This window comes from Streptomyces sp. NBC_00091, from assembly GCF_026343185.1.
Classification (GTDB): domain Bacteria; phylum Actinomycetota; class Actinomycetes; order Streptomycetales; family Streptomycetaceae; genus Streptomyces.
The window spans coordinates 2,826,121-2,850,414 of sequence record NZ_JAPEMA010000001.1; the positions used below are offsets into that span (position 1 = coordinate 2,826,121).

The window sequence follows — 24,294 nt, forward strand, 5'->3', positions numbered from 1 at the left end:
ATCGGACGGCGGACCATCTCTTCACGGACCTCGCCTCAGTTTCCGTGCCATGCGGTGAGCAGTTCTTCCGGGCCGTACGTTGCCTGGAGCCCGGCGCAGTCGACGCCGCTGCGGGAAACCGCGATCAGCGGCACGGGGTCGTCGGTGACCGCTGCCCGGTGCTTGTGCAGTGCGGCGAGATCGTGGCTGTCGAAGGCCGAGTTCTCCAGCCATTTGACCGATCCGAGGAAGAGCAGCTGTTTGGCCACCGGCTGGCGGTCGGCGCCGACCAGGTCGATCCCGCCGCGCCGTACTTGGTGGATCAGGGGCACCGTCGGCCGGGGTCTCGATGACGGTCGGCTCGGTGGTGGTCATGAGGTCTTCTCCCCGGGGTTGAGGACGCAGTCGCCGCAGGTGCCCGCGCCCGGTACGCGGTAGTACAGGCAGCAGCTGCGGCGCCGGAAGGCGAGCGGCCCGGCGGGGGTGGTGCGGCAGGCGCCGGCGCCTGCCAGCGGCGGGCGGTCCAGCAGTCCGCGGACGAGCGGCACGACGGGGAACGGGGCGTCCGCCACCCTGGCGAGCAGCACGCGGTGGGCTCCGATCAGCGCGGATGCGGCGTTGCCGCGCAGGGTGTGCGGGGAGACGCCGGATACGCGCCGTACGGCGTCGGACCAGGGGGCCAGGTTCTGGACGGCGACGGTGTGGTGCAGGGCCGGGTGCGGTTCCTGGTCCAGCTCCCGCAGGCCGGGCAGCCACAGGTCGAGGGGGCCGGAGGCGGGCAGGCGCCACCACAGCCGGTCGGGTGCCAGGTCGGGCACGCGGCCGGTGAGCGTGGCGCAGGCCAGAGCGATCGACCAGAGCCGTGAGGCGGTGCCCAGGTGCAGGGTGGACGCGGCCACCCGCGGCTGGTCGGTGCCCAGCCGCCCGGAGACGGCCCGTACGCATTCCTCCAGCGCGCGCGGGCCGGCGTACAGGTCGGTCAGCGGCCGGAAGCCGTCGGCCTCGGGGCGGGGCCCGGTGGCCACCGCGAAGTAGGGGCCGATCGCGGAGATCCGCGCCAAGGTGTCGGGGGTGATGGCCGCGTTCACCATGTCCGTACCGTCCGCGTCAGCTCGTGGAAGCCGCGGGTGCGGACGACCTGCCCGTCCGGTCCGGTGAGGGTGAGCCGGTCCGCTCCGTCCCAGCTCACCCGGGTGGTGGCGGCCGGGTCGCCCGGGTCCGCGACGGCCAGTCCTTCCCGGGCCAGGGCCCGCTCGAGGAGCGGGAGCACATCGGACGGCGCCTCCACCGCCACGCCGGCCCGCGCGGTACGGCGCAGTCCGAAGCTGCCGGAGACCGGGTCGAAGGCGAGGTGGTCGGCGTCGAAGGCGCCCGCGACGGCGCCGCTGCGGATCAGGTCCTCGGGAGCACCCGCGTGGACGCGGGAGTCGCGGTCGACCAGCCATACGGCGTCGGCCACGCGCAGGGCCAGCTCCAGGTCGTGGGTGCTGACCACGACGGTGAGGCCCTTGTCCCGGGCGAGGTCGCGCAGCAGCACCGTGAGGGCCACGCGCGAGGGCACGTCGAGGAAGGCGGTCGGCTCGTCGAGGAGGACGACCTCGGGCTCCTGGGCGAGGGCTCGCGCGGTCAGGACGCGTTGGCGTTCGCCGTCGGAGAGCTCGGCGGCCGGCCGGTCCGCCAGATGCCCCGCGCCGACCGCCTTCAGCGACCACTCGACGGCCGCGTGGTCCGCGGCCGTGAGGCGGCCGGTGAACCCGGTGTGCGGGTGACGGCCGAGCCCGGCCAGTTCGCGTACGGACAGCAGCCCGGGGTCCACCCGGTCGGTCAGGACGACGGCCAGCCGTCGGGCGAGAGCGGCCGGCGGCTGGTGCGCCAGGTCGGCCCCGCCGATGCGTATCCGGCCGTCGAGCGCCGGGAGGAGCCCGCACAGGGTGCGCAGCAGCGTGGACTTGCCCGCGCCGTTGGGCCCGAGCAGTACGGTCAGTTCACCGGCCCGCGCTTCCAGGTCGAGCCCCGACAGCACGGCCCGGCCCGCTCCGCGCCCGCGCAGCGGTCGGGTGCGGTAGCCGACGGCGAGCCCCTGGGTGGCCAGTCCGCCGGGGCGGTCCGGAGCGTCGGCGGTACTGCTCACGATGTCGGTCACGGTGTCGGTCACGAGGCCACTCCTTGTACGCCGCGGCGGCTGCGGATCAGGAACGCGATGACGACGGGGGCGCCGAACAGTGAGGTGATGGCGTTGAGCGGCAGCACGGAGTCGGTGCCGGGCGGCTGGCTCAGCAGCGCGCACGCCAACGCGAGGAACGCCCCCGCGAGCATCGACGCCGGGATCAGCGCCCGGTGGTCCGAGGTCCCCAGCGCCACGCGCGTCAGGTGCGGCACCGCGAGGCCCAGGAAGGCGACCGGGCCGCAGAACGCGGTCGCCGCGCCCGCCAGCAGCGAGGTGCCGAGCAGCGCCAGATCGCGGCTGCGCCGTACGTTCAGCCCCATGGTGCGGGCGTAGTCCTCGCCGAGCAGCAGGGCGTTGAGGCGTTTGGCGGTCAGCAGCGCGGTCAGCAGGCCCGCGCCGATGACGGGAAGCATGACCCGGAGGTCGGGCCAGGTCGTGGCGCTGAAGCTGCCCAGGCCCCACATGACGAACTGCTGGGCGCGTTCGGGCCGGGCGTAGACGAGCATCACGCCCACCACCGCGGTGGCCGCCGAGCCGATCATGACGCCGATGACGAGCAGGGTGACGGCCGACCGCACCCACCGCGAGAGGAGCAGGACGAGGGCCAGCACGGCGCCGGCGCCGAGCGAGGCGGCCAGGACGACGCCCACGCGCCCCAGCCCGGCCAGGTTTCCGGTGAAGCTTCCGGCGACCCCGCCGGTGCCGACGACCACGGCGGCGACGCCCATGCTGGCGCCCGAACTCACCCCGAGGGAGAACGGGTCGGCCAGCGCGTTGCGGAACAGGGTCTGCATCTGTACGCCCGCCACGGCGAGGGCCGCGCCGACGGCGGTGGCGGTCAGCGCGCGGGGCAGGCGGACCTGCTCGACGATGACCGTCCATCTCGGGTCGGCGGCGGTACCGCCGAACAGGACCCGCACCACCTCCGCGACCGGCACCCGGTGGGAGCCGGTCGCGATGGTGAGGACGAACAGCGCGGCGGCACCGGCCGCGAGGGTGAGGACGACGGCGAGGCGTCGCCGCCCCGGCCGTACCGCCCGCGGGGCGTCCGGGGCTTGGGCGGGTGCGGTTGCCATGTGCGTCGTCACGCCTTGGGCACCTGGGCGTAGAAGGTGAAGGCGTGCCCCTGCGCCTGGTCCGGGTGGAGCAGCGCGAAGAGGTCGGCCAGGACCAGGTCCGGGCGCAGCACGCCGCGCTCGAAGTAGTCGTTGCCGCCGCCGGGTCCCAGCGCCTTCGTGTTCGTCCAGACCGCTCCGCCGGAGACCGCCTTCAGCTGCCCGTACCGGCTGTCGGCCTTCACCGCGTCCGCGGTGTTCTTCCACTTCTCGCCGACGAGCCAGACGGGCCCCTCGCCGCCCTTCGCGTACACGGCCTCGAAGTTCAGCTGGAGGTTGCCGGTGCCCGCTTCGCCGGCCCACGGGTAGGTGCCGCCCGCGTCCTTGATCAGCTGGGCGGCGTAGCTGCCGCCGGCGGGCATGTACCAGGTGCCCTGGTGCATCGTGCCGGGCAGGACCTCGACGGGCTTGCCCGCCGTGACCGCCTGCGCCCCCTTCTCGGCGACCTTCCGGTAGTCACCCTCGACGGTGTCGAACACCTCGCCCGCACGCTTCTCCGCACCCGTGAGCGCGGCCATCGCCTTGACCCACTCGGCGCGCCCCAGCGGACTGGCCTCCAGCCACTCGGCGTTGGCTACCACGGCGATGCCCGCCTGGCGCAGCTTGGGGTACTGGGGGTCGTCGGTGCCCTGGGTCATCAGGGCGTCCGGCTTGGCCCCGATGACGGTTTCGGCGTTGAGGGTGCGGTCCTTGGCGTACTCGGTGACCCTGCCCGCCTTCACCCGCTCGATCACCTGGGCGGAGGAGATGTTCGCGGTGCTCGCGACACCCGTCAGGACGTCCAGGGTGCCCGTTTCGGTGAGCAGCGGCAGGTGGGTGGTCGAGGCGGAGTACAGGCTTTTGACCGGAACCGTGAGCTGCTGTGCGGACGCCAGCTCACCGGACAGCTCCGGCTTCGGAGCACCGCACTTGACCAGCACGTACGACTCCGGCTTGCCCTTGGGGAAGGGCTCGTTGACGGTGAGGACCTGGTAGCTCTTCTCGTACCGGAGCGTGAAGTTCTTGGCGTGCTTCACCGTCGACTTGACTGGGAAATAGTCCTTGGCCGGGTCGAAGTCCTTGATGCAGCCCTCACCGGCGGCCTGGGCCTTGGCATCGGAGGGCGGGCCGGATTCGCCGCCGCACGCGGTGAGCGTGAGGGCGGCGGCGAGGAAGACCGCCGCGGCTGCCTGACGGCGTCCGGGCATGGCGGATCGTACGGACAAGGTGACTCCTGGTGACATGCGTGGGCAGCGCGCACCGGCACTCCGGGGCGCGTGATGGGGCGTACGGGAAGGGACCCGCTGAGGGAAGAGGCCGTCAGAACCTGGGTGAACGGGCCCTAGTGGCAGGTCGGGCAGACCGGCTCCGACGGGTCGCGGGCAGCCCGAAGCTGCCACCACACATACGCAGGCACACGAGTGCCACCGCCTCTCCTGGGGAAATCCGCCCCGTACTTCGAGGTGCGACGGCGTGAGTCTCCTGACTCGGGATCAACGCTTCTCCGGCCTTCCCACCCCCGGATGGGGCGGTGGCCATGGCGGAGTCGCTCCCCCTACACAGTGGCGGTACCGTGCCGGAATCTCACCGGCTTCCTCGTTCCGCCGTCGCTTGTCGGACGGAAGCATCGCAGAACCGGCCACGGCCACGCCAGACCCACAACTGTGCGACCAGCCACAGGAGGTGGCGCCTACTGCCTACTGCCGCGTTGTGGCACGGTGGCGGTCACCGCTCCGCGACAACGCGGCCCAGGCTGCCGAGAGGCGGTCGACCAGCGCTCGCCTGGACCGCCCGGCACGATCTGGTGCCGCACCACGACGTCGAGGTGGTCGTCCAGCCGATGCCCGACTCCCAGCGCCGGGCGCTGGCCGGCCTCTTCGCGTCCGCGCCCCACGAGGCCGACGCCGCCGGCAGCTTCCGCGTCACCCTCCCGGACACCGACTGGACGAGGGCGCAGAGCGAGCAGTGGCTGTCGACCGGCTTCAACCGCACCCTGATGCCGAACATGGCCATCCACGAGGTGGCACCCGGGCACGCCAGCCACTTCAGGGCGCTGCGCCGTGCGGCGACCGACGTCCGCCGCACGCTCCACTCCGATGCCTTCATCGAGGGCTGGGCCCACTACTGCGAGGAGCTGGCCCTGGAGCAGGGCTTCCGCGACGGCGACCCGCGCGTCGCCGTCGCGGTCGCGCAGGACGGGCTGCGCAGAGTCACCCGCTTCGCCTGCGCCATCGGACTCCACACCGGAGCCATGACCCTGTCGGACGCGGCGGCGCGGTTCACCGAGGACGTCTCGCTGGCCGGACCCGCGGCCCTGCACGAGGCCGAGCGCGGGCTGTTCGACCCCGGCTACGGCCGTTACACCTGGGGCAAGTTCGCCGTTCTCGACCTGCGCGAGCAGGCCAGGGCCCGCTGGGGCGGCGGCTTCTCACTCCGTCGTTTCCACAGCGCCCTGTTCGACCTGGCCGCCCTGGTGCTCGCCTGAGGAATCGGGGGGCGTGTGAGTCAGGCGCTGCGGTAGGCGATGTGGAGGGTGTCGCCGGTGCCGCCCGCCATGGCGGGCTCCGACATGGTGGCCGCGCCGGGGACCTGCTGCACGAAGCCGGTCCAGGTGGTGCCGTTGAAGGAGTTGAGGTAGATGGCGGAGTCCAGTCCGCGTACCGCGCAGTACAGGACGCCATTGCGGACGGTCAGGGCCGGGGCGCTGTCGGTGGTGCCGCCGAGGTTGGTCGCCGCGGACCAGGCGCTGCCGTTGTGGTTCAGGACGTACGTCGCGCCGTCGAAGCCGACGCAGGCCAGGTAGAGCTTGTCGCCCAGGGTGGTCAGGGCCGGGGCGTGGAAGGTCTGGAGGCTGGCGACCCTGGTGAAGGCGCCCCAGGCGGAGCCGTTGAGCCAGGACAGGTAGACGTAGGCGTCGGTTCCCCAGCCCCGGACCGCGCAGTGCAGGGTGCCGTTGCGGCCGGCGAGGGCCGGGCCGGCGGAGGTGCTCCCGGGGAGGGTGGCGGGTGCCTCCCAGCCGGATCCGCCCAGGCGCGAGACGTACAGCTCTCCCCTTTCTCCGCCGCTGGACACGTACAGGGAACCGGCGTTCACGGCCAGCGTCGGCGGGGTCCAGCTGGTGAGGCCGGGAACGTAGCCGTAGCCCTGCCATGCGCCGCCGCTGATCCTGCCGATGTGGACGCCGCCGTTGAGTCCGCGGGAGGCGACGTGGAGGTCGCCGTTGTGGACGGCCAGCGAGGGACCCCAGTCGGTGTGTCCGGGGAGCCTGATGGTCGTGCCCCACTGGTTGTTCGCGGGGGAGACCAGCTTGATGTCGCCGGGGGCGTCGACGGGAGGCGGGCTGCCGATCCACTTGAGCTGGAGACGGTGGCGGCCCTCGGCGTCGCCGCCGTTGAAGACCCAGCCGGTCGAGCCGGACCCGCCGGTGGTGACCAACTGGCGCAGCGCGGCCTGGGTGAAGACGAGCGTGCGTTCCTGGATGAGGTCGTCGTTGTTGCGGAACAGGTCGATGAGCCAGGCGATGATGCGGGCGACGATCGCGGTGATCTGGACGTAGTCGAGGAAGTCGCCGTACTGGGGTGCCAGGTATCCGTAGATCTCCATGGTGTCGACGAACTTCTGCAGTTCGACGCTGATGGCCCGCAGTTTGTCCCGGAGCTGGTTCCGCCAGGGCTCGCCGCCGTCGTCCTCCTCCCAGCAGGAGATGTTGCACACCAGGGTGGTGTCCACGCGGCCGTTGTAGAGCGTGGTGTTGGCACCGAAGTCGTGCCATTCGCCCTTGTCGACGTTGGTGAACACCCGGCTGAGGAGCTCCTGGCGGGTGCTGAACGCGCCCACCGAGCTCGCCCCCCAGTAGATCTCGTCGGACGCGGACCATTCGTTGGACTCGTCCTCGCACAGGAACGAGTACATGTCGACCCGCGCGACGAACGAGGCGTTCACGCCGGGCTCTTCGGCGGGCGGCGGCTCGGACGCGGTCACCAGCGTCGCCCCGTAGCCGTAGGCGGCCTGGCCGGCGATGAACTCCGCGGTGTCGAAGGTGTCGCCCTCCTGGGTGGAGGTGCTCAGGTCGACGACGCTGACGTTGGCCTGGGCGAGGATCTCCTCCCGCAGCGCGGGAAGGTCCTTGATCAGGTCCTCCATCGCGTACCCGTCGGCCACGGTACGGCGGGTGAGCACCTCCGGGAGCACCGCGGCCGTCGTGCGCGCCGAGGTCTCCTCCCGGTACAGGCGCCCGAAGTCGTGGACCTCCTCCTCCGGCAGGAGCAGTCGCAGCGGGGCCACCATCCGCTCCTCGAGGTCCGTCAGCTCCAGCCCGGCCTCCAGCCGGGCCGCCGCGTGCAGCATCACCCCGAGCAGGAGGTTCGATCCGCGCGACGGCTGTATGTGCCGGGCGGAGCGGGTGCCCACAGGCTTGCCCTGCAGCTCCCCCCGCAGCCGCTCCAACCGTTCCGAAGGCGTGGTCCCGAACTCGACTGCGGTCATGAGCGACTCCCGAGAATCGACGGGCACGGCCTGGACGGCCGAGCGCGGTCGATCCTGCCATCGCCGTCACGCTGCGCGTCAGGTCGTTTACAGCCAGTTAAAGCAGCCTTCCGGCGCACGGCGCCGCACCCGGACCGGATGGTTCAGGAGAAGATCAGGCGGAAGATCTGGTTGTACGCGAAGAAGCCGCCGGGCTGCCCGGGGATCGGCTGCAGGTTGAACGTCTCCGTGAACGACATGGGCTTGTCGTGGGCGTTGTCGACGGCGAGGGTGCCGGTCACGGAGACCAGGACGCCGCCACCCGGCGCGGGCTGCGAGTCGACCGTGGTCACCGCGTGCTTGACGGTGCCGAGTTCGGGCTTCGTCAGGGCGGCGATGATGTCCGACGCCCCCTGAACCTGCCGGCCCTCCCAGGCGAGCATCGACTCGGGCCGGTAGACGGTTGCGAGCCCATGGCGGGTCGCGCCACCTGCGTCGAAGGACGAGTAGTAGTGATTGGTGAAGGCGGTGGCGATAGCGGTGAAGTCCATGCGCGGAACGTAGCAGCCCGATCACTGTCGGTGTCCGATCCTTCGCGGGGCTCGGCCGAGTCGCGCGGCGGACCGACCGGTATTCGCCGGCGCCGCCCTCCGAGCCGGCGGAACGGCCGAGCTACAGCCGGCGGCGGTGCTACGGGGTACGCAGGGACTGCCAGGTGGTGGGGTCGAGGAAATGTACGTCGTAGCGGTCCTGTTCGGGCAGGAGGCTGCCGAAGGGGTCCAGCCCGTGCTGGATGCGGCCCAGCGCTCGGAAGTACTCGAAGCGATCGACGCCCGGTGTCAGGACCGCGAGCAGGTCCGCGGTGCAGCCGGCAGCCGCACCGAAGGCATGCGGCACCTTCGGCGGCACGACGACCAAGCTGCCCTGGCCCACCGAGGCCATCGTGTCGCCGACAAGGAACTCCACGGCCCCGTCGAGCACATAGAAGAGCTCCGTCGACAGCGCGTGGTAGTGCGGCCGCGCGCCGTCCGCGCCCTCACCGAGGGTGAGGCGGTTGGCGCCCAGTGCGCCACCGGTGTCGACGGCGTCCGACAGCAGCCGGAAGCCGCCGCCGTGCGGCAGGGCTACGTGTTCGGCTTCCTCGGGCCGCACGACCAGCGCGGCGGCCGCTCCGTTGTTCTCGTTCCAGATCTTCACCATGACTCCTCGAAGTTGACCGCCGGGCCGAAACGGGCTCCCGGCCCGGCAGCCGCCCGCCCGGATCCCGCGCGGCCGAGACCTGGTCCCTTGAGGGGGGCAGGGGTGCTGCCGGGTCAGGCGGCGTGGCCGCCGTCGACGGAGAACTCGGCACCGGTGATGTAGGCGGCTTCTTCGCTCGCGAGGAAGGCGACCGTGGCCGCGATCTCTTCTGGCCGTCCGAACCGTCCGAGGGCGGTCATCGCGGACTGGGGGGCGGCGTAGGGCCCGTCGGCGGGGTTCATGTCGGTGTCGGTCGGACCGGGGTGGACGATATTGGCGGTAATGCCTCGTTCGCCGAGTTCGCGGGCGAGAGCTTTGGTGAGCCCGGTCAGGGCGGACTTGCTCATCGCGTAGAGCGTGCCGCCGGGGCCGGGGACCCGCTGGGTCATGCAGGTGCCGATGGTGATGATCCGTCCGCCCTGGCTCATCCGTTCCGCCGCGGCCTGCGAGGCGAGGAAAGTGCCTCGCACGTTGACCGCCAGAACGCGGTCGATGTCGGCCAAGGTAAGCGCGTCGAGGGGGCCCAGGACTCCGGCACCCGCGTTGTTGACGAGCACGTCGAGCCGACCCAGGGTCTGAGCCGCCCAGTGCACTGCTCCCGCCGCGTCATCGACCCTGCCCGCGTCGGCCTTGACGGCGATGCCCCTGCGGCCGGTCGCCTCGATCCTGCGGACCACTTCCTTCGCCGCTGCTTCGTCGGCGGCATAGGTGAAGGCCACATCGGCGCCCCGCTCGGCCAGCCGCAACGCGGTCGCCGCGCCGATGCCCCGGCTGCCGCCCGTCACCAGAATCGCCTTGCCGTCCATGCGTCCTCCTCGTCATTGGTTGCTGGTTCAATGAAATGAGGAAGTGATCGCCGGCGCTGGCGGGAATCCGACCTGGCGTTCGTGCGCCGGTCACTCGGTGACCGCCCTCCACGCGCACCAGATGTTCGGACACGGGCCGCCGCGTCGAGGGCGACACCAAGTGCCGGACGCTGCGCCCGCTGCTCGCGAACGATCACCGAGCGCCGGGGTCAGCGCCTGCGTACGCCGTCGATCGCGATCGCCACCAGGAGGTCGGCTTCGGCCGGGCCGTCGACGTCCCGCTCGGTGGCCAGCGCGATGGCGCCCACGAGCTTCAGCAGCCGGGGTCTCGACCCGGTCCTTGAAGACCGCTTCCAGGAGCGCCTGCCGGGAGGGGAGGTGGCGGTGAAGGGTGGCCGAGCCGACTCCCGCTCGGCGGGCGACCCCCTCCAGGGAGGCGTCGGCGCCCTCTTCGGCGATCAGGGTCCCCGCGGCGGCCACGATCTTCTCGAGGTTGCGGCGGGCGTCGGCGCGCATCGGCCGGCGAGACGGGGTGGCGGCGTCCTTCGGCACGGGTGCTCCTCAAAGCCAGTGGGAGCAGCTCGCGACGCATCTCCCCGTCTGACGCTGGCGACCTTCTGACCTGCGTGTATCTGCCCAGGCGAGGGCCGTCGGGAGGCCTCTTCTCGCCGGTTCTGACCGCTGTTGACCGCTCCTCTGGGCACGGATGGGGCACGGGCCCGTAGACGTGACGGGTTGGGGCGCCCCGGCCCTGAATGCCGCGCTGAACTTCAGTCGAGGCCATTCGCGCCCTGACCGCTTCTCGCGTGCAAGGGATCGGTCAGGGCTTCAGCAGGGCGGCTGCGCGCGGGCGGCGTCGACGGCCGCGGTGCCGCTGCCGGCATCTCGGCATACGTGCCGAGCCGGACAGCTCCAGCAGCGTCGACGGAGGAGCCGGGAGATGGCCGCGATGCCGGACGGTCAGCGGTAGTACCCCTCGACCACGGCTCGCACCTCGTCGAGCAGCACGGGGCCGTCCTGCGGCACGGGCGGCCGGCCGCTGCCCGGCCTGATGTCCAGGAGCTGTTCGTTGGACAGGGCGAACACCACCCGCCGCAGGCCCGCCTGTTGGATGACCGCCTCGCACATCTCGCACGGCTGGCAGCTGGTGTACATCGTGGTTTCCGCCGCCGTGGCCGCTTCCAACTCCCTCGCGGCCCATCTCGCCAGCTTCAGTTCCGGGTGCGCGGTGATGTCCCTGTCGGTGAGGGTCGTGTTGTGCTCCTCTGCCAGCACTGCCCCGTCCGGCCCCGACAGCAGCGACCCGAACGGCGGGTTGCCGCCCGCGCGTGCCTTGGCCGCGAGCGCGATGGCCCGCCGGAGGAGGGCGTGGTCGTCGGGTGTGGTCATGTCTGCTCCGTTCTGGTGCGGGGTGGGTAGAAGTGCGCGGCCACCGTGGCGAGTGCCTGCCAAGCCGCCTGCGGGTGGCATGTCTCGCGGGGGTCGCCGTTGTAGGTGTCGAGGACGACGGACTCGGCGCCCAGCAGCCGCAGTTGGTCGAGGTCGTCCATGATCTGGTCGATCGTGCCCTCACCGGCGAGTCGTTGCGGTCCGCTGACCGGTGCCGCAGCCAGTTTGAGGGCGATGCGGGGGGCCAGGGCGGGCACGGGGAGGTGTTGCTCGTCCGCCGCCGCCCTCAGCCTTTCCGCGGCTTCGCGCAGCCACGGCATGGTGCAGCGCAGCGGATGCCATGCGTCCCCGAGCCGCACGGCCCGGCGCAGCCCCGCGTCGCTGTTGCCGCCGACCCACACCGGGATCCTGCGGTTTCCATAGGAGGCGGTGTCCGCCCAGGCCGCCCGCATGTCCCGCAGGTGGTCGTCGGTCAGTCGTCCACGCCGCTCGAACGGGATCCCGAGGGCGGCGAACTCCTTCCGCGCCCAGCCCACCCCCACGCCGAGGACCAGCCGACCCCCGCTCAGTTCATCCAGGTTGGCCGCCATCCGGGCGGTGAGCAGCGGGTGCCGGTAGGGAGTGATGAGGACCGTCGTGCCGAGCCGGACCCGGGTGGTGAGGCCGGACAGCCAGGACAAGGTGGTGAAGGGCTCGTAGAAGGGTGCTGGATAGCGTTCGGCGACGTCGGGCGTGATCGCGACGTGATCCGAGAGCATGAGCAGGTCGAAGCCCAGGCCCTCGACGGTCTGGGCCCAGCTTCGAAGGACTCCCGGGTCGGTGCCGGGGCCGAAATTGAGGACGTTGACTCCGATCTTCACAACGCCGAGCCTAGCCACGCCGTACGGGCCTCCAGAAGTAATTCCCGCCTGTTCAGAGGCGTTTCGACCGTGGATTCGCCGGTATTCTGGCCGGATGACCGAGAGCCTTGATGCGACGGACTGGGCGATCCTGGCCGAACTCCAACGGGACGGTCGGATCGCGTTCACAGAGCTGGCACGGCGGGTGAACCTGAGCGCGTCGGCGACGAAGGAGCGGGTGCGGCGGTTGGAGGCAGCCGAGGTGATCGCGGGGTACCGGGCGGAGGTGGACCTGGAACGGACCGGTTACGCGGTACTGGCGGTGGTTCGGCTGAAGTACCCGGGGCCGGGGACCCGGCACGAGCCGTTGCGCCGGCTGCTCGAGGAGCGCTCGGAGGTCCTGGAGTGCCTGCGCACCACGGGGGACGACTGTTACGTCCTGAAGGTGGCGACCACGTCGATGGCCCACCTGGAGGAGATCGTCGACGCGCTGGCCCAGTTCGGGAGCACGACCACCAACCTGGTCCTCAGCCGGGCGCTGCCGTTCCGCGGCCCACGAGAGCCTCGGGCGAATACCGTCAGGTAGTCCTCGAAGTGGCACGCGGACGCCCGAGCCGGGCCGGGCAAGGCAGCCCGAGACCCAGTTCGACCAGCGGCATGCGGCCTTCTCTGCGGCCGCCGACTCCGCACGGCGCCTGTCGGCGTGAGGAAACCGTTGGTGCTTAATGCGTGCGCCATAGCGTCAAGTCGAGGCGACGGTTTGTGCTCGGGTTGTGCGAGCCACGAGTGAACCCCTGACCGACGACGAGAAGACCGACCTGGACGAGGCCGTCAAAGCCGTCCGCCGGGCCGAGCAGGCCCTTGCGCGGGCGCAGGCGCACCTCAATCGCACGGTGGGCCGCATCGGCTCTGCCGGCCGCTACGGGCAGAAGGCCGCGGTAGGCCGCCGCGTCGGCTGGTCCCGCCAGCACGTCACCACCCTCGCCAACGCCTACGGGGCGGGCGAACTGGGCCAGGAGGAGAGGACCGAAGTCGCATGAGCACCGCGCCCCAGCCGCCTGTCATCCCGCAGCCGCCCGCCCAGCCCGAGGCAATCCGTGCCGCCCTCGCTCAGGTCGCCCCGCACTTGGTCGCCGGCTTCGACCGCGACCGCGCGGCCAGCACCGCCCGCGCACGCGCCGAGGTGTCCGCTGTTCCTCTCCGCACCTTCACCGAGGCATGGGCCGTCGAGGTGGCCATCGCCCGGCTCCCGGAGCTCGCTGCCCGGCTCCGCGCGCTTGAGGCCCGTGCCGCCGAAGTCACCGACCTCGGCGAGGCCCGACACGTCGCTGCCGAGATCAGCCGCATCCGTAACGCCGCCGCCGAAGCTGGCATTCGTACTGCGGGCGGGGCCGCTCGGTGACCGACGACCCCACCCCCGGTACGGCTCGTCGCCACACGCTCCCCTCCGGCGGATGGTTCGAGACCCAGGCGCTCCCCCGGATGAGGCCACGCCTCCTCGCCGTGGTCCTGGTCGTACCGCCGCCGCACCTGCTCTGACGGGCGGCGGGCGTCCGCACCATCCACCTGCCGGCCTTCCTCTCCATGGAGGTCAAGCGGCACCTGGACTGGTTCGCGGAGAGGGAGTCCGGACTGCGGCCGCTTTTCGAACCGGGTGCAATGCGTCTTTCATTCCGTGTACGGCAGCCAGGCGTTGTTGTTCGCGTTGTACCAGTAGCTGTGGCCGGCGTTCAGGGCGACCGTGCGGAACGGGCGGCCGTGGTCGTCGATGCGGGTGGTGCCCTTGCGGTCGCCACTGCTCCAGGCCAGCTCCAGGTACCAGCTGACGTCCTGACCGAGTGTGGCGGCGTCGATGTTCAGCACCTGGGGGTCGGTGGCGGAGACCTTGTACGGGAAGTCGGTCGAGGCCGTCGGCCGCTCGCCCTCCTTGCCGGGTACGGGCCTGGCCCTCGGGGAGGCGTCGTCCAGGTCCACGGCGAAGGACGCCGGCACCAGTGCGCCGCCGCAACCGGCGCCCATGGTGTACGCGTTCCAGCCGGGAGCCTTGCGGCCGCTCACGACATGGACGTACAGCGCGTGCAGGACCGCGGCCTTGCCCTCGGTGCCCTGGACGGTCAGCTGCATGCGCAGGTGCCCCGCCGGGACGGCGTCCAGGGCCCGGGCCCACCCTTCGGTCGCCTGCCCGGCGGGGGGCGGGGGGACCGTGCCGGGTGCCTTGTCCAGGGCGAACCACTGGTCGCAAGGGCTGTCCCAGTTGTCGGGCAGGACGTTGACCGTGAACGGGGCGGTGGGGGAGGCCCCCTCCTTGGCGGTGGCCTGCGAGGTGGGCGCGGACGTTGCCGAGGTGGGCGCGGACGTTGCCGAGGTGGACGACGGTCCGGGGCTGGACGGGGGTGCGGAAACGGCTGGGGGCGTGGGTGACGACGACCCGCCGGACGGCAAGGCCGGGCCCGCCGCCGTCCGCTCGCGCGAGGACGGCTGGGCGGCGCCGTGGCGCGTGTCCCCGCGACCCGTATCTCCCATGGCGGAGACGGCGGCGGCGGTCCCCGCCACCGCGGCGGTGGCCACGGCGGCCGCAACGGCGAGCAGCAGCCGAGGCCGCCGTGCCCCCGGTACGAAGGCCCGGGCGGGGCCCGGCTGGATACGGGCGGCGGGGGCGTGTGCGGGTGTCTCCGTTGCCGGTGCAGGGGCGGGGGCCTCCGCCGGTGCCGGCGCGGGAGCGGGGGTGGGCGCCGGGGCGGATACCTCCGCAGCGGCAGGTCCGGGCGCCTGGGCGGACCCGGCTGCGGACGCCGGGGCCGGTGCGGGGTCGGTCTCCGCCTGCGGCAGGACCTCCGAAGCCTCCCCAGCCACCACCACCGCCGCCGATGCAGCCGGCACCTCCGGCGCGGCGTCACCGCCCAGCGGCGCCGCGGAGTTCGCCGCCCCCGACCCCGAGGCCTGCCCCTCCGTCACCCCCCGCCGCCGCTCCACCAGCGCCAGCAGCCACTGCTGGTGCAGCGCGAGCAGTTCGTCGGCCGAGGCACCGCAGACTCGGGCGAACCGCTCCACCGGGGCGTAATCCGTGGGCACCGCCGCGCCGCTGCAATAGCGGTGCAGCGTCGAGTTGCTGGAGTGCAGACGCTTCGCGAGCGTGCCGTAGCTGCGCCCCGAGCGCTCTTTGAATCCGCGCATCAGCTCCGCGAACCGCTCCGTCTCCGTGGCCATTCCACCCTCCCCCTCATCCCGGAAGCACGTTCCAGGCTCGCCCGATCGCCCAGGTGAGAGGGGTCGGGAGCGTTCCAGGGTTCCTACTATCCCGGTCCAGTCGCCACTGGAACGAAACCGGCCCCACAGTTGCGTCATCAGCCCGTCGGTCCGCCGATCGGATCGACGGTCGGATCGACGGTCGGATTCGGCGGTCGCAACGGGAGGGCCCCCACCCGCCCCACCGACCGCCTGCGGCAGCAGCCGACCGGAACAGCAGCCCCACCCAACGCCTCGTCAGGCGGGAAGCGGAAGCCTCCGCCTGACGACCGCACCGACACGGAGAGTTCCCCATGCGCACCTACCGACTCCGCACCACCGCCCTGGCCACCGCCACCGCCGGCCTCGCTCTGGCCCTGACCGCCTGCGGCGGCTCGGACAGCGCCGGCGGGCCGACCGCGAACCCCGCCGCGACCAAGAGCGCGGACAAGCAGGTCTCGACCGGGACCGTGACGCCGTCCGGGGAGGGCGCCTCCGCCGCCCCGTCCGACGGCAAGGTCGCCGGAACCGGCACGGCCACCGCCACCCCGGCGAAGGCCGGTTCGGGCGGCAAGGACAAGGGGGACACCACCGGTGACTCCTACGCCTACGACCACCCCTGCTCGGCGCGGAACCTGACCGTCAAGGTCACTTCCCCGACGGGCACTCCGGCCACCGTCCGCGTCATCACCGTGACCAACAACGGTTCCACCTCCTGCGGTCTGGACTACTTCCCCACCGTCGGCTTCAGCGCCAAGGGCGGCGCGCTCGGTCTCCAGGCCACTGCCCCCGGTGGTCTGGGCGGCGCCCCGGCGTACCCGGTGCACCCCGGCGCCACCGCGTACGCGGCCGTGGACCTCAACCCGTCGGGTGGCAACGGCCCCGTGGCCGACGAGGTCAACGTCCTGGCCGACAAGGAGCACATGCCGAACGCGGACGGCGTCAGCCTCCGGCTGGCCAAGCCGGGCAGCGTCGACAACCCGAAGGTCGGCCTGTACCGCACCAACACCCGCGACGCGCTGAGCGCCTTCTGAACGCAGTTCCGGTGGCTGCGGCCCCCGGCCGTCCCACGGGGTGTGTCGCCGGGCGGGCTCAACTGTCCTGGCGAGGAAACGCTAGACACCTGCCTCGCCGAACGCGGGGCAGTCCGAGACGAGCTCAAGCCCCTGGAGCGTGAGTCGGCCCAGCTCCGGGGCAAGATCGACAAGCCGCACGAGCGCCGGGACGGACTAGTCCGGCGGTTCGGCGGGTACGAGAAGGCCTCTGCGGACCGACTCGCGACGTACCCCGGTCTCGCCGGTGGGCCGGTCCAGCCAGGCCAGGATCCGGTGGACTCGGTGAGGTAGTTCGATGCCCGGCTCCCGGCACCACGGGCCTCAGGCAAGTAAGGGGCAGTGTCGGCCTGGTCAGGGAGCAGGGAGATGAGGACCGCGTCTCCGTCCTCGGCGATCCGTTCCAACATCTCGATCAGAGTGTTGCGACCGGCCGGCGCATTGTGCAGGGCCTTGTGGAAGGTCTCCGTCATCGATGTCATGGCTGCGATGGTCACGACCGGCCTTGCGGTGCTTGCACCGGATCACCCAGCGGCGGCCGTAGGGATCGGTGGCTTTGACGTCCACGCCGTTGTCGCCCCGTCCGCCGACCTTCTGGGCGTCGGCGCAGCCGTCGCGGTGCATGAGGTCCCGTACGGCGAACTCGAAGTCGTTGTGGTGGAGGCTGTCGAGGTGCTCGACGGCGTAGCGCAGCCTTTGAGTCCGGACCTGGTCCCATCGCGCGGCCTCCTGGCGCCGGCGCATCCACAGCGCGCCCACGGCACCGGCGCCGAGTAGGCCGACCACCAGAACCCAAGGATGGGCGGCGAGCCACGACACCACCGCCACGACAGACTGAGGGCCACGAGGCCGACCAGGCCGATGAACCACAGCTCCTCCGAGCCGGTGGCCTTCCGGCGCCGCGCTGCGCTGGTGCGCCTGCGCCTCTTCGCGGGTGGGCGGCGGCTGACCTGCCGTTCCCCGTGCTGGGGAAGACGATCGGATAGGAGACCGTCGGTATGGGCTCCCGCCGGGCCCCGACAGGGAGCGCCTTCGACGGCATTCGGAGGCGTAGGGGGAGTGTCGCGTCGTCGCCAACTTGGCTACGCAAGCGGTGTGGTTGAGGGCTGCCTTCAGGGTTGCGAACAGGCGAACCTGAGCGCCTGTGCGTGAGGGCCTGAGAGGTCTAGACAACGAAGAAGGCCCAGGTCGTTGACCTGGGCTTTCTTGGAAGAGCGGATGACGGGAATCGAACCCGCGCCATAAGCTTGGGAATCACCCGGTACTTGGACTTGTATATGGTGCCTGACCTGCAGGAACGCGCGCTGACGGCCTCGGCGTGATCGCTTCGGCGGCCCCGTGTTGACCGCTGTTTACCGCCCCGACTGGCACGTTGTGGCACGGCCTCCCCATGTGAGGGAGGAGGTGAGGGCAGTTGGGATGCGGAGCGGCAGCTCGTACCGTGCTTACGACACTGACGGACGACCTCCGTGCCCTCAGCTGCAGTTCAGAGTCTTCAGGGTCTCCGCCATGTACGTGCGCATGAAGGCCTCGACGGCGGGCCGTAGGTCCCGCTTCGCCTTGTCGGCGCGTTCCACCTGCACCCGGAGGGTGAAGTGGTCACCGCCCCTTGTCCTACACAGGGTTGTGGCCGTGGCGCCATCGTTGCCGACCACCGAGTCCTCGAAGCCGAGATCCACCCGGAGGGGTTCCGCCAGTCCGTAAATCCTGCTCTCACGTGAGAGGGCCAGCAGGTCCTCCGGTGCACCCTTGTGCCAACTGAACCGGAAGCTGAGCGCGCGTTCACCGTCCACGGTCAGCACGCAGGGCGCTGACACCTGTGGTTCGTTCCGGTCCACCTTGCTGGCCTCTGTGATCTTCCCATACGGCTTCAGCAGGGGGTCGGACAGCTCAGGAGAGACGGGCGTCCCGCAGATCGTCCCCGGGGCGGCCTCGTCGGCGGCGTCGCACGCCACCAGGGACAGCAGGAGGGCGGCACCAGCCGTGACCGCAGTCAGGGCCCGCCTCATTCGGCACCCCCGCTCGGCGGTGGGGTGACGCCCTTGGCACGGCTCTCGCCCGCCCCGGCGGCCAGGTCCATCTTGTTCTGGTAGTCGAAAGGAGGGCCGTCCTTGTCGTGCTGCTTCATCCACTCGTCGGTGAGCGCCATCAGCTGGCCGTTCCGCTTCTCATAGGCCTCGTAGTTCTTGTCCGCGAACTTCTGGTCGATGTGCTTCTGTTCGTCCGCCTGCCATTTGTCGACCACGTAGTCGAAGCCGGCCTGGACCTCCGCGTCGTAGGCGGGCAGGTAGCCGATGGCCGTGTCGAACATCCACTTCTCGTCCCAGGCAGCCGTCCCGGCCGGTCCGACGGCCGCGGTGCGGGCCTCCTCCAGGAAGCCCACCGTGCGCCCGGCGCGCAGCAGCGATTCCTCCGGGTGCTTCTGGCCCGCCTCGTGGATGTCGGCGACCATGGCCTGGTTGATCCCGTAGTTCAGGGACCCGTAGGCCTCCTGGTCCTTCGAGACCTGCTTGATGACCTCGTACATGTCGTTCTGCGGCACCGCCAGGGAGCGCATGTCCACGCTGCTGGTGACCTCGTGCACCGTGTCGGCGTGGTTGACCAGAACGTTCGCCATCGGCTCGCGCAGCGACTCGGGAAGGTCGTCGCCGGCCTTCGCGAACTGGTCGATCGTGTTCTTGAAGACGGCCTTGTTGTCGGCGGAGTGCTCGACGAACTTCGGGTTCTCCGCGGACGGGTCGATGCCTGTGGCACCGGCCTGCAGCGCGGCCGCGAAGCCCGCCCGGTCGTCCTTGTCGAGTGCGGCGGAGTAGTGCACGGAGTTGCCGTGTTCGTTGGCCTCCAGCACCACCTCCCAGTTGCGCTCCATGAGGTGCTTCATCCGGTCCTCGTCCTTGAGATAGGACGCCGACGCCTCGGGGTCGTGGCTCATCACGCCGAGCAGCCCGTCCATCGGGTCGTTGGCGAACCAGCCGGTCCGCTCCCCGCTGTACTCGCCGCCCTTCATGACCCAGATGTCCTCCCGGCCCTTCTCCGCCTTCATGATGTCGTCGCCCATGTCGTGCAGGAACTGCTTCGAGTAGTCCCCGCCGCCCTGGCTCATCAGCGTGACCAGCGACTGGTAGCCGTACGCCTTCTCCAGTCGCAGATCGGTGAAGGAGGTGTTGCGGCGCTCGAGACCCTCCTTCTGCATGTCGGCCCGGAACTTCTTGTAGACCTCCGACTTCGGGTCCTTCGTCGCCGAGGCGAGCGTGGCCCCCAGGCCCTTCTGTAGATCTGAGTAGTCCGCCTTGTTGGCGGGGCTCTTGACGTGGATCTGGTCGTTGAGGCGGTTCGTCAGCTCGATCGTGCCCTTCGCGCCCAGCCCGTTGATGAACACCTGGCTGAACTCGGGCTTGCCCGAGTTGTCTCGGAAGGACCGCTGGAGCTCCGCCAGCTCGGCCGCCGGGATCTTCTCGCCCCCCGCCAGACGGGTCGCGATGTCCTCCGCGTTCCGCGCCTCGTACACCTCGACGTCGCCCTGCGCCGTGCCGTTGAAGCCGGTGCCGAAGGTGGTGTCGTTCATTTCGCCGTAGCCGTCCGCGCAGACCGCCTCCAGCGCGATCTTCACGCCCTGGTCGGCGTCGTCGAGGGCCTTGACCGCGCTGTCGATGTGCTGCGACCAGGAGTTCTCGATGTTCTTCAGGTCCGGGTCGTGCCGGGCGGCGTTGGCCGTGCCCGCGTCCGCCTTGGAGTAGTCGAAGGTGCACCGGCCCTGGTCGGACACCTTCATGCCCGCCTTCACCGCGTCGTCGCGGGCGGACTCGACCTTCTTTTTCAGGTCGGTGAACTGCTCGTGCGCGTCACGCAGCAGGCCGCCGATCGCCTTCGCCTGCGTCTGCGCGGCGGAGTACTCGTAGCGGGTGCCGGCGAAGTTGGTGTGGGCCGCGCCCACGCTCACCCCCGTCCAGGCCTGACCACCCATGGTGATCTTCTGGACGCTGTCCCGGTAGCGTTCCTCGACCTTCTTGAACTCCGCGGCCATGGCCTCCCACTTGGCCGCCGCCGTGGTCAGCTGTCCGAAGTCGGTCGTCATGACCTCGTGGTACGTCAGCATGGTTCGCGCCCGCCGCCTAGAGCTCGTTCAGTTTCGAGTCCGGGGACGGCTTCAGGATGCTGAAGCCGTCGCCCGTGGAGATGTCGTTGCGCAGGAACAGGTTCGAGGTCCCGCGCAGCGCGGTCTTCTCCGAGGCCAGTCGGCCCATCAACCCGGTCACCTGCCGGTCCCAGGTCTCTTGCACCTTCTTCAGACCGGCCGCAGTGCTCCAGCCGTCGAAGGTCTTGACCGCGCCGTTCGAAGCCTCGTCCGCGTGGTCCGCGGCCTTCTTGGTGCTCGGCTCCAGGTCGTTCTCGATGGTGTTCGCCGCGGCCTTCTTCTCCGCGGGCGTCGAGGCGAAGTCCCCGGTGCCGGGGAGCAGCGGGCCGGGCGGCGGCCCAGAGTTCAGCCGCATCGCCGCCTGGTCTGCCGCGGCGGACCGCGCCTGACCCCAGTCCTGCTCGAACCCCATGATGGTGTCTCTCCCCCCGCGCCCGTCGTCGCCAGTCATCGCCCATCGTCGTTCAGAACGCCTCTCCGGCGCTACCAGGGCTGAAGGTGTCGCCCGACTCCCCCGGCCCGCGACCTACATGTCCGGCAGCCGGCTGAGCTGGACCAGCCGGCCGGATTTCACCGCCCCAGCCTCTTGGGGGCGATCGTGGCGAAGGTCGCAGCGGTGAGCATCAAGACTGCTTCAGCGGAGTGGCTCTACGGTGATCTGGCGTTCTTGCTCTCGTCGCCCGCCAATCCGCTCCAACTCAGGGTTCAGCCCGACGAGGATGCCCGCGCGGACAGCCAGGTCACATATGCGTTCACGTCTACGGCGGTGGTCACGTGAGGATGGTCGCAGGCCCGAGACCTGGTCGGCGTCGAGGTGGTGCGTAGGTGGTGTGCGACCCTTGAACAGGTCTAGACAATAGAGAAGGCCCAGGTCTCTGACCTGGGCCTTCTTGCAAGAGCGGATGACGGGAATCGAACCCGCGCTATAAGCTTGGGAATCACCCGGAAATCAAGGGCCCGCATAGCCTCTGACCTGCTGAGATGGTGGCCGGGAGTGGCGTGGGAGCGGCCCCCGTCGAGCCCTCTGGTGACCGCTGTTTACCGCCTCTACTGGCGCGTTGTGGCACGGTCGGCGGCTTCGCATGGCTGCTGTCTGCCGTGAGGTAACCCCCTAGGTCGTGTCCGATGGGTCGCGTGACTCCACCTCCAGTGGATCGTTGCGGTCGACGTGGGGCGGGGTGATCTTTCGGATGAGGAATGGGCTCGGCTGGAACCGCATTTGCCGAGAAGCGTGGGTCGGGGTGGGAGGTGGCAGTGTCACCGCCGGGTGATCAACGGGATTCTGTTCCGGCAGCGGACTGGCTTGCCGTGGCGGGATCTGCCGTCCCGTTTCGGGAAGTGGAAGACAGTTCACGACCGCCATCGCAGGTGGTCAGCGGACGGCACGTGGGAGAAGATCCTGCGGGCCGTCCAGGCTGACGCGGACGCTGAGGGTCGGATCGACTGGAGCATGGTGAGCGTGGACTCCACCTCCTGCCGGGCTCATCAGCACGCGGCTGGGGCCCAGTCCCGCCCGCCGAGAGTCACCGGCAGAAGAAGCACTCCCGTCCGTCATCGGGGAGACGAGGCCCTGGGCCGTTCAAGAGGCGGGCTGACCTGCAAGATCCATTTGGTGGGTGAGGGCGGACTTCGCCCACTCGCCTTCGTCATCACGCCCGGTCAATGGGGCGATGCCCCGCAGCTGATCCCCGTGTTGGAACAGATCCGGGTTCCGCGGCCCGCCGGCGGACACCCGCGTACTCGACCCGATCACCTTGGAGGCGACAAAGCCTATTCATCACGCCGCAACCGTCGCTATCTGCGGCGGCGCCAGATCAAGCACACGATCCCGGAGCCCAAGGACCAACGGGCCAACCGCCAGCGGCGAGGCAGCAAGGGCGGCCGTCCGACCGGGTTCGACCGAGAGATCTACCGGCGCCGCAACGAAGTGGAGCGGACGATCAACCGACTAAAGATCTTCCGTGCGGTCGCGACCCGTTTCGACAAGCGGGCCTACGTCTTTCACGGAACGGTCACCGTCGCCTCGATACGGCTCTGGCTGCGCACGTGAGCCTCGCTCGCCGCTACTCCAGCATGCGTTCCGCATCATCCGGAACCCAGGGAAAGGGAACGGCGGGCCACCGTGTGGCGGCCCATGCATCGAGGTCGACAGCGAGAACGGCATCCACGAAGGACTGCGGCGGCCGGTAGCCGTGGGCGGTGACGTAGTGCGTGATCAGGGACGGAGCGGCATAAGCGATGCCCGGCCCGCCCGGAATCCGTACCTCCCCGTTTCCTTCCGGCGCCTCATCCGCAGGACACAGGTCGCACGCGTGGACGCCGAGGCAGACGTTCATCCACTGGACCTCCTGCACAGCCTTCAGCTTCTCCACGAACGCTGTGGGGGCGGTCCCTGTCGAGTACGGCTTGCCGGCTTCCAGCCAACCGATGTTCAGACGGGTGTACGCCGGGCGGTACCAGAGCGTGTAGACGCCCGACTCCTTGTCCGTGAACGCATCCTCGGACTGGTAGTCGTACTCGCTGAGATCTTCGTAGAACACCTGCACATCATCGCCGCACCACTTCGCTTACGCCCAAGCGATTCCACGACCCATCGGACACGACCTAGGCGCCCGGCGCCCGTGCGCTTCAGGGATCAGCTTCCACCCATTTCCACGGTGCGTCGCTTCTCTCAGCTTGGTCCTCCAGCGGGAGAGTCCCATAGCGTCAAGTCGTGGTGACGGTTTATGCCCGGGTTGTGCGAGCCGCCAGTGAACCCCTGACCGACGACGAGAAGGCCGACCTGGACGACGCCCTGAAGGCCGTCCGTCAGGCCGAGCAAGCCCTTGCGCGGGCGCAGGCGCACCTCAATCGCACGGTGGGCCGGATCGGCTCCGCCGACCGCTACGGGCAGAAAGCTGCGGCAGGCCGCCGCGTCGGCTGGTCCCGCCAGCACGTCACCACCCTTGCCAACGCCTACCGTGCGGGCGAACTCGACCAGGAGGAGAGGACCGAAGCCGCATGAGCACCGCGCCCCAGCCGTCCGCGATCCCGCAGCCCCCCGCCCAGCCCGAGGCCGTCCGCGCGGCCCTCGCCCAGGTGGCCCCGCAGCTGCTCGCCGATTTCGACCGCGACCGCGCGGCCAGCACCGCCCGCGCGCGCGCCGAGGTTTCGGCCATTCCCCTCCGCGCATTCACGGAGGCGTGGGCCGTTGAGGTGGCCATTGCCCGACACCCGGAGACCGCCGCCCGACTCCACCTGCTTGAGGCCCGCGCCGGAGAGGTCACCGACCTCGGCGAGGCCCGAGACATCGCCGCCGAGATCAGCCGCATCCGCAACGCCGCTGCCGCCGAAGCCGGCCTCCGTACCGCCGGCGAGGCTGCCCGGTGACCGACGACCGTTGGGTGTGGGAGTACGCCTTCCACGCCGAGGACGAGGTGGGCTACCCGATGTTGTGCGCGATGAAGTGAAGGCCGTCGCCGACCAGATCGTCGAGCTGGCCGACCTCGGCATCGACCCGTCCGAACTCGGCGACCCCACCCCCGGTACGGCTCGCCGCCACATGCTCCCCTCCGGCGGGTGGTTCGAGACCCAGGCGCTCCCCCGGAGGAGGCCGCGCCTCCTGGCCGTGGTCCTGGTCGTACCGCCGCCGCACTTGCTCTGATTCGAGAAGGGTAGGCAGGTGGTGCGGGGGTGGTGCGCGGTGCCACCCCCGACGGGACTGCAGCGAGGGAGACATGCCCCGCACCATCCGGCTCCACGTGTCCGCGAAGGCCACAACCGCTGGTGAGGAGTGCCGCCGCGGGACTGATCCGCCGTGCACGACGGCGACCAGTGCCCGGCAGACGTCGGCCACGCGCTGTGGGCTGCGCCCGAGATCACAGTCCAGCTGGTCGTCGAACGGCAATAAGTAAGTCCTCCGTCCC

27 protein-coding genes, 2 pseudogenes and 1 riboswitch are annotated in these 24,294 nt (G+C 70.6%); of the genes and pseudogenes, 11 read left to right on the forward strand and 18 right to left on the reverse strand.

Annotated features, from left to right (window positions below; all coding sequences use genetic code 11):
* Positions 1–35 precede the first annotated feature (35 nt).
* From OOK34_RS13045 to OOK34_RS13065, 5 genes and pseudogenes are all read right to left on the reverse strand, one after another.
* Positions 36–278: pseudogene (locus OOK34_RS13045) on the reverse strand (ATP-binding protein); the annotation flags it as partial.
* A gap of 72 nt (positions 279–350) precedes the next feature.
* Positions 351–1,070 (reverse strand): (2Fe-2S)-binding protein, encoded by a 720-nt coding sequence (locus OOK34_RS13050; protein WP_267034023.1) that lies wholly within the window; start codon positions 1,068–1,070, stop codon positions 351–353.
* A complete protein-coding gene (locus OOK34_RS13055) occupies positions 1,064–2,134 on the reverse strand; it encodes an ABC transporter ATP-binding protein (protein ID WP_267034024.1) in 1,071 nt (356 codons plus the stop codon). The genes OOK34_RS13050 and OOK34_RS13055 overlap by 7 nt, the downstream gene beginning before the upstream one ends.
* The gene (locus OOK34_RS13060; RefSeq protein ID WP_267034025.1) at positions 2,131–3,222 is read right to left on the reverse strand and encodes an iron ABC transporter permease; all 1,092 of its coding nucleotides are present in this window, start codon (positions 3,220–3,222) and stop codon (positions 2,131–2,133) included. The genes OOK34_RS13055 and OOK34_RS13060 overlap by 4 nt, the downstream gene beginning before the upstream one ends.
* An 8-nt stretch (positions 3,223–3,230) precedes the next feature.
* Positions 3,231–4,466: an ABC transporter substrate-binding protein gene (locus OOK34_RS13065; protein ID WP_267034026.1), complete on the reverse strand. Its 1,236-nt coding sequence runs from the start codon at positions 4,464–4,466 to the stop codon at positions 3,231–3,233.
* A gap of 228 nt (positions 4,467–4,694) precedes the next feature.
* Positions 4,695–4,879: riboswitch (cobalamin riboswitch) on the reverse strand.
* A gap of 165 nt (positions 4,880–5,044) precedes the next feature.
* Here OOK34_RS13065 and OOK34_RS13070 point away from each other — a divergent pair.
* A complete protein-coding gene (locus tag OOK34_RS13070) occupies positions 5,045–5,725 on the forward strand; it encodes a DUF885 family protein (RefSeq protein ID WP_267034027.1) in 681 nt (226 codons plus the stop codon).
* A 20-nt stretch (positions 5,726–5,745) separates the two neighbouring features.
* On the opposite strand, the gene OOK34_RS13075 is transcribed toward OOK34_RS13070, so the two are convergent.
* The 7 genes and pseudogenes from OOK34_RS13075 to OOK34_RS13105 form a co-directional block, all read right to left on the reverse strand.
* Positions 5,746–7,725: a hypothetical protein gene (locus tag OOK34_RS13075; RefSeq protein ID WP_267034028.1), complete on the reverse strand. Its 1,980-nt coding sequence runs from the start codon at positions 7,723–7,725 to the stop codon at positions 5,746–5,748.
* 143 nt (positions 7,726–7,868) lie between these two features.
* Entirely contained in the window at positions 7,869–8,255 is a 387-nt protein-coding gene (locus OOK34_RS13080) for a nuclear transport factor 2 family protein (RefSeq protein WP_267034029.1), read from the reverse strand.
* 139 nt (positions 8,256–8,394) lie between these two features.
* On the reverse strand, positions 8,395–8,904 hold the full coding sequence (locus OOK34_RS13085; protein ID WP_267034030.1) for a cupin domain-containing protein: 510 nt from the start codon (positions 8,902–8,904) through the stop codon (positions 8,395–8,397).
* A gap of 113 nt (positions 8,905–9,017) precedes the next feature.
* A complete protein-coding gene (locus OOK34_RS13090) occupies positions 9,018–9,749 on the reverse strand; it encodes a 3-oxoacyl-ACP reductase family protein (protein WP_267034031.1) in 732 nt (243 codons plus the stop codon).
* A 330-nt stretch (positions 9,750–10,079) separates the two neighbouring features.
* Positions 10,080–10,265: pseudogene (locus OOK34_RS13095) on the reverse strand (helix-turn-helix domain-containing protein); the annotation flags it as partial.
* Between the two features lie 444 nt (positions 10,266–10,709).
* Positions 10,710–11,138 carry a nucleoside deaminase gene (locus tag OOK34_RS13100; protein ID WP_267034032.1) on the reverse strand — a complete coding sequence of 143 codons (429 nt, stop codon included), beginning with the start codon at positions 11,136–11,138 and terminating at the stop codon, positions 10,710–10,712.
* Positions 11,135–11,998, reverse strand: a complete 864-nt coding sequence (locus OOK34_RS13105) for an LLM class flavin-dependent oxidoreductase (RefSeq protein ID WP_267034033.1) — start codon at positions 11,996–11,998, stop codon at positions 11,135–11,137. Before OOK34_RS13105 ends, OOK34_RS13100 begins: the two co-directional genes overlap by 4 nt.
* Before the next feature lie 94 nt (positions 11,999–12,092).
* Between OOK34_RS13105 and OOK34_RS13110 the strand changes: the two genes are divergently transcribed.
* From OOK34_RS13110 to OOK34_RS13125, 4 genes are all read left to right on the forward strand, one after another.
* Positions 12,093–12,563, forward strand: coding sequence for an Lrp/AsnC family transcriptional regulator (locus OOK34_RS13110; protein WP_267034034.1), 471 nt, complete (start codon positions 12,093–12,095; stop codon positions 12,561–12,563).
* 187 nt (positions 12,564–12,750) lie between these two features.
* Positions 12,751–13,017 carry a hypothetical protein gene (locus tag OOK34_RS13115; RefSeq protein ID WP_267034035.1) on the forward strand — a complete coding sequence of 89 codons (267 nt, stop codon included), beginning with the start codon at positions 12,751–12,753 and terminating at the stop codon, positions 13,015–13,017.
* A complete protein-coding gene (locus tag OOK34_RS13120) occupies positions 13,014–13,379 on the forward strand; it encodes a hypothetical protein (RefSeq protein ID WP_267034036.1) in 366 nt (121 codons plus the stop codon). Before OOK34_RS13115 ends, OOK34_RS13120 begins: the two co-directional genes overlap by 4 nt.
* A complete protein-coding gene (locus tag OOK34_RS13125) occupies positions 13,376–13,516 on the forward strand; it encodes a hypothetical protein (RefSeq protein WP_267034037.1) in 141 nt (46 codons plus the stop codon). The genes OOK34_RS13120 and OOK34_RS13125 overlap by 4 nt, the downstream gene beginning before the upstream one ends.
* 129 nt (positions 13,517–13,645) lie before the next feature.
* On the opposite strand, the gene OOK34_RS13130 is transcribed toward OOK34_RS13125, so the two are convergent.
* The gene (locus OOK34_RS13130; RefSeq protein ID WP_267034038.1) at positions 13,646–15,184 is read right to left on the reverse strand and encodes a helix-turn-helix transcriptional regulator; all 1,539 of its coding nucleotides are present in this window, start codon (positions 15,182–15,184) and stop codon (positions 13,646–13,648) included.
* 332 nt (positions 15,185–15,516) lie between these two features.
* Here OOK34_RS13130 and OOK34_RS13135 point away from each other — a divergent pair, with 332 nt between their 5' ends.
* A complete protein-coding gene (locus OOK34_RS13135) occupies positions 15,517–16,236 on the forward strand; it encodes a DUF4232 domain-containing protein (protein ID WP_267034039.1) in 720 nt (239 codons plus the stop codon).
* Between the two features lie 372 nt (positions 16,237–16,608).
* Here the strand turns inward: OOK34_RS13135 and OOK34_RS13140 are convergent, their stop codons facing one another.
* The 4 genes from OOK34_RS13140 to OOK34_RS13155 form a co-directional block, all read right to left on the reverse strand.
* A complete protein-coding gene (locus OOK34_RS13140; protein ID WP_323183484.1) occupies positions 16,609–16,998 on the reverse strand; it encodes a restriction endonuclease in 390 nt (129 codons plus the stop codon).
* Positions 16,999–17,729: 731 nt separating this feature from the next.
* Positions 17,730–18,263, reverse strand: a complete 534-nt coding sequence (locus OOK34_RS13145) for a hypothetical protein (protein WP_267034040.1) — start codon at positions 18,261–18,263, stop codon at positions 17,730–17,732.
* Positions 18,260–20,329: a hypothetical protein gene (locus OOK34_RS13150; RefSeq protein WP_267034041.1), complete on the reverse strand. Its 2,070-nt coding sequence runs from the start codon at positions 20,327–20,329 to the stop codon at positions 18,260–18,262. The genes OOK34_RS13145 and OOK34_RS13150 overlap by 4 nt, the downstream gene beginning before the upstream one ends.
* Positions 20,330–20,366: 37 nt before the next feature.
* Positions 20,367–20,801: a hypothetical protein gene (locus tag OOK34_RS13155; RefSeq protein ID WP_267034042.1), complete on the reverse strand. Its 435-nt coding sequence runs from the start codon at positions 20,799–20,801 to the stop codon at positions 20,367–20,369.
* A gap of 204 nt (positions 20,802–21,005) precedes the next feature.
* On the opposite strand from OOK34_RS13155, the gene OOK34_RS13160 reads away from it, so the two are divergent.
* Both OOK34_RS13160 and OOK34_RS13165 read left to right on the forward strand, forming a co-directional pair.
* Complete coding sequence (locus OOK34_RS13160) at positions 21,006–21,167, forward strand: hypothetical protein (protein WP_267034043.1); 162 nt, start codon at positions 21,006–21,008, stop codon at positions 21,165–21,167.
* Between the two features lie 390 nt (positions 21,168–21,557).
* A complete protein-coding gene (locus OOK34_RS13165) occupies positions 21,558–22,439 on the forward strand; it encodes an IS5 family transposase (RefSeq protein ID WP_267034044.1) in 882 nt (293 codons plus the stop codon).
* 13 nt (positions 22,440–22,452) lie between these two features.
* Here the strand turns inward: OOK34_RS13165 and OOK34_RS13170 are convergent, their stop codons facing one another.
* Complete coding sequence (locus tag OOK34_RS13170) at positions 22,453–22,929, reverse strand: hypothetical protein (RefSeq protein ID WP_267034045.1); 477 nt, start codon at positions 22,927–22,929, stop codon at positions 22,453–22,455.
* A 197-nt stretch (positions 22,930–23,126) separates the two neighbouring features.
* Here OOK34_RS13170 and OOK34_RS13175 point away from each other — a divergent pair, with 197 nt between their 5' ends.
* The 3 genes from OOK34_RS13175 to OOK34_RS13185 all read left to right on the forward strand — a co-directional run bounded on the left by OOK34_RS13175 (position 23,127) and on the right by OOK34_RS13185 (position 24,032).
* The gene (locus tag OOK34_RS13175; RefSeq protein ID WP_267034046.1) at positions 23,127–23,393 is read left to right on the forward strand and encodes a hypothetical protein; all 267 of its coding nucleotides are present in this window, start codon (positions 23,127–23,129) and stop codon (positions 23,391–23,393) included.
* Positions 23,390–23,758, forward strand: a complete 369-nt coding sequence (locus tag OOK34_RS13180; RefSeq protein ID WP_267034047.1) for a hypothetical protein — start codon at positions 23,390–23,392, stop codon at positions 23,756–23,758. The genes OOK34_RS13175 and OOK34_RS13180 overlap by 4 nt, the downstream gene beginning before the upstream one ends.
* Positions 23,759–23,822: 64 nt before the next feature.
* The gene (locus tag OOK34_RS13185; protein WP_267034048.1) at positions 23,823–24,032 is read left to right on the forward strand and encodes a hypothetical protein; all 210 of its coding nucleotides are present in this window, start codon (positions 23,823–23,825) and stop codon (positions 24,030–24,032) included.
* Positions 24,033–24,294 lie beyond the last annotated feature (262 nt).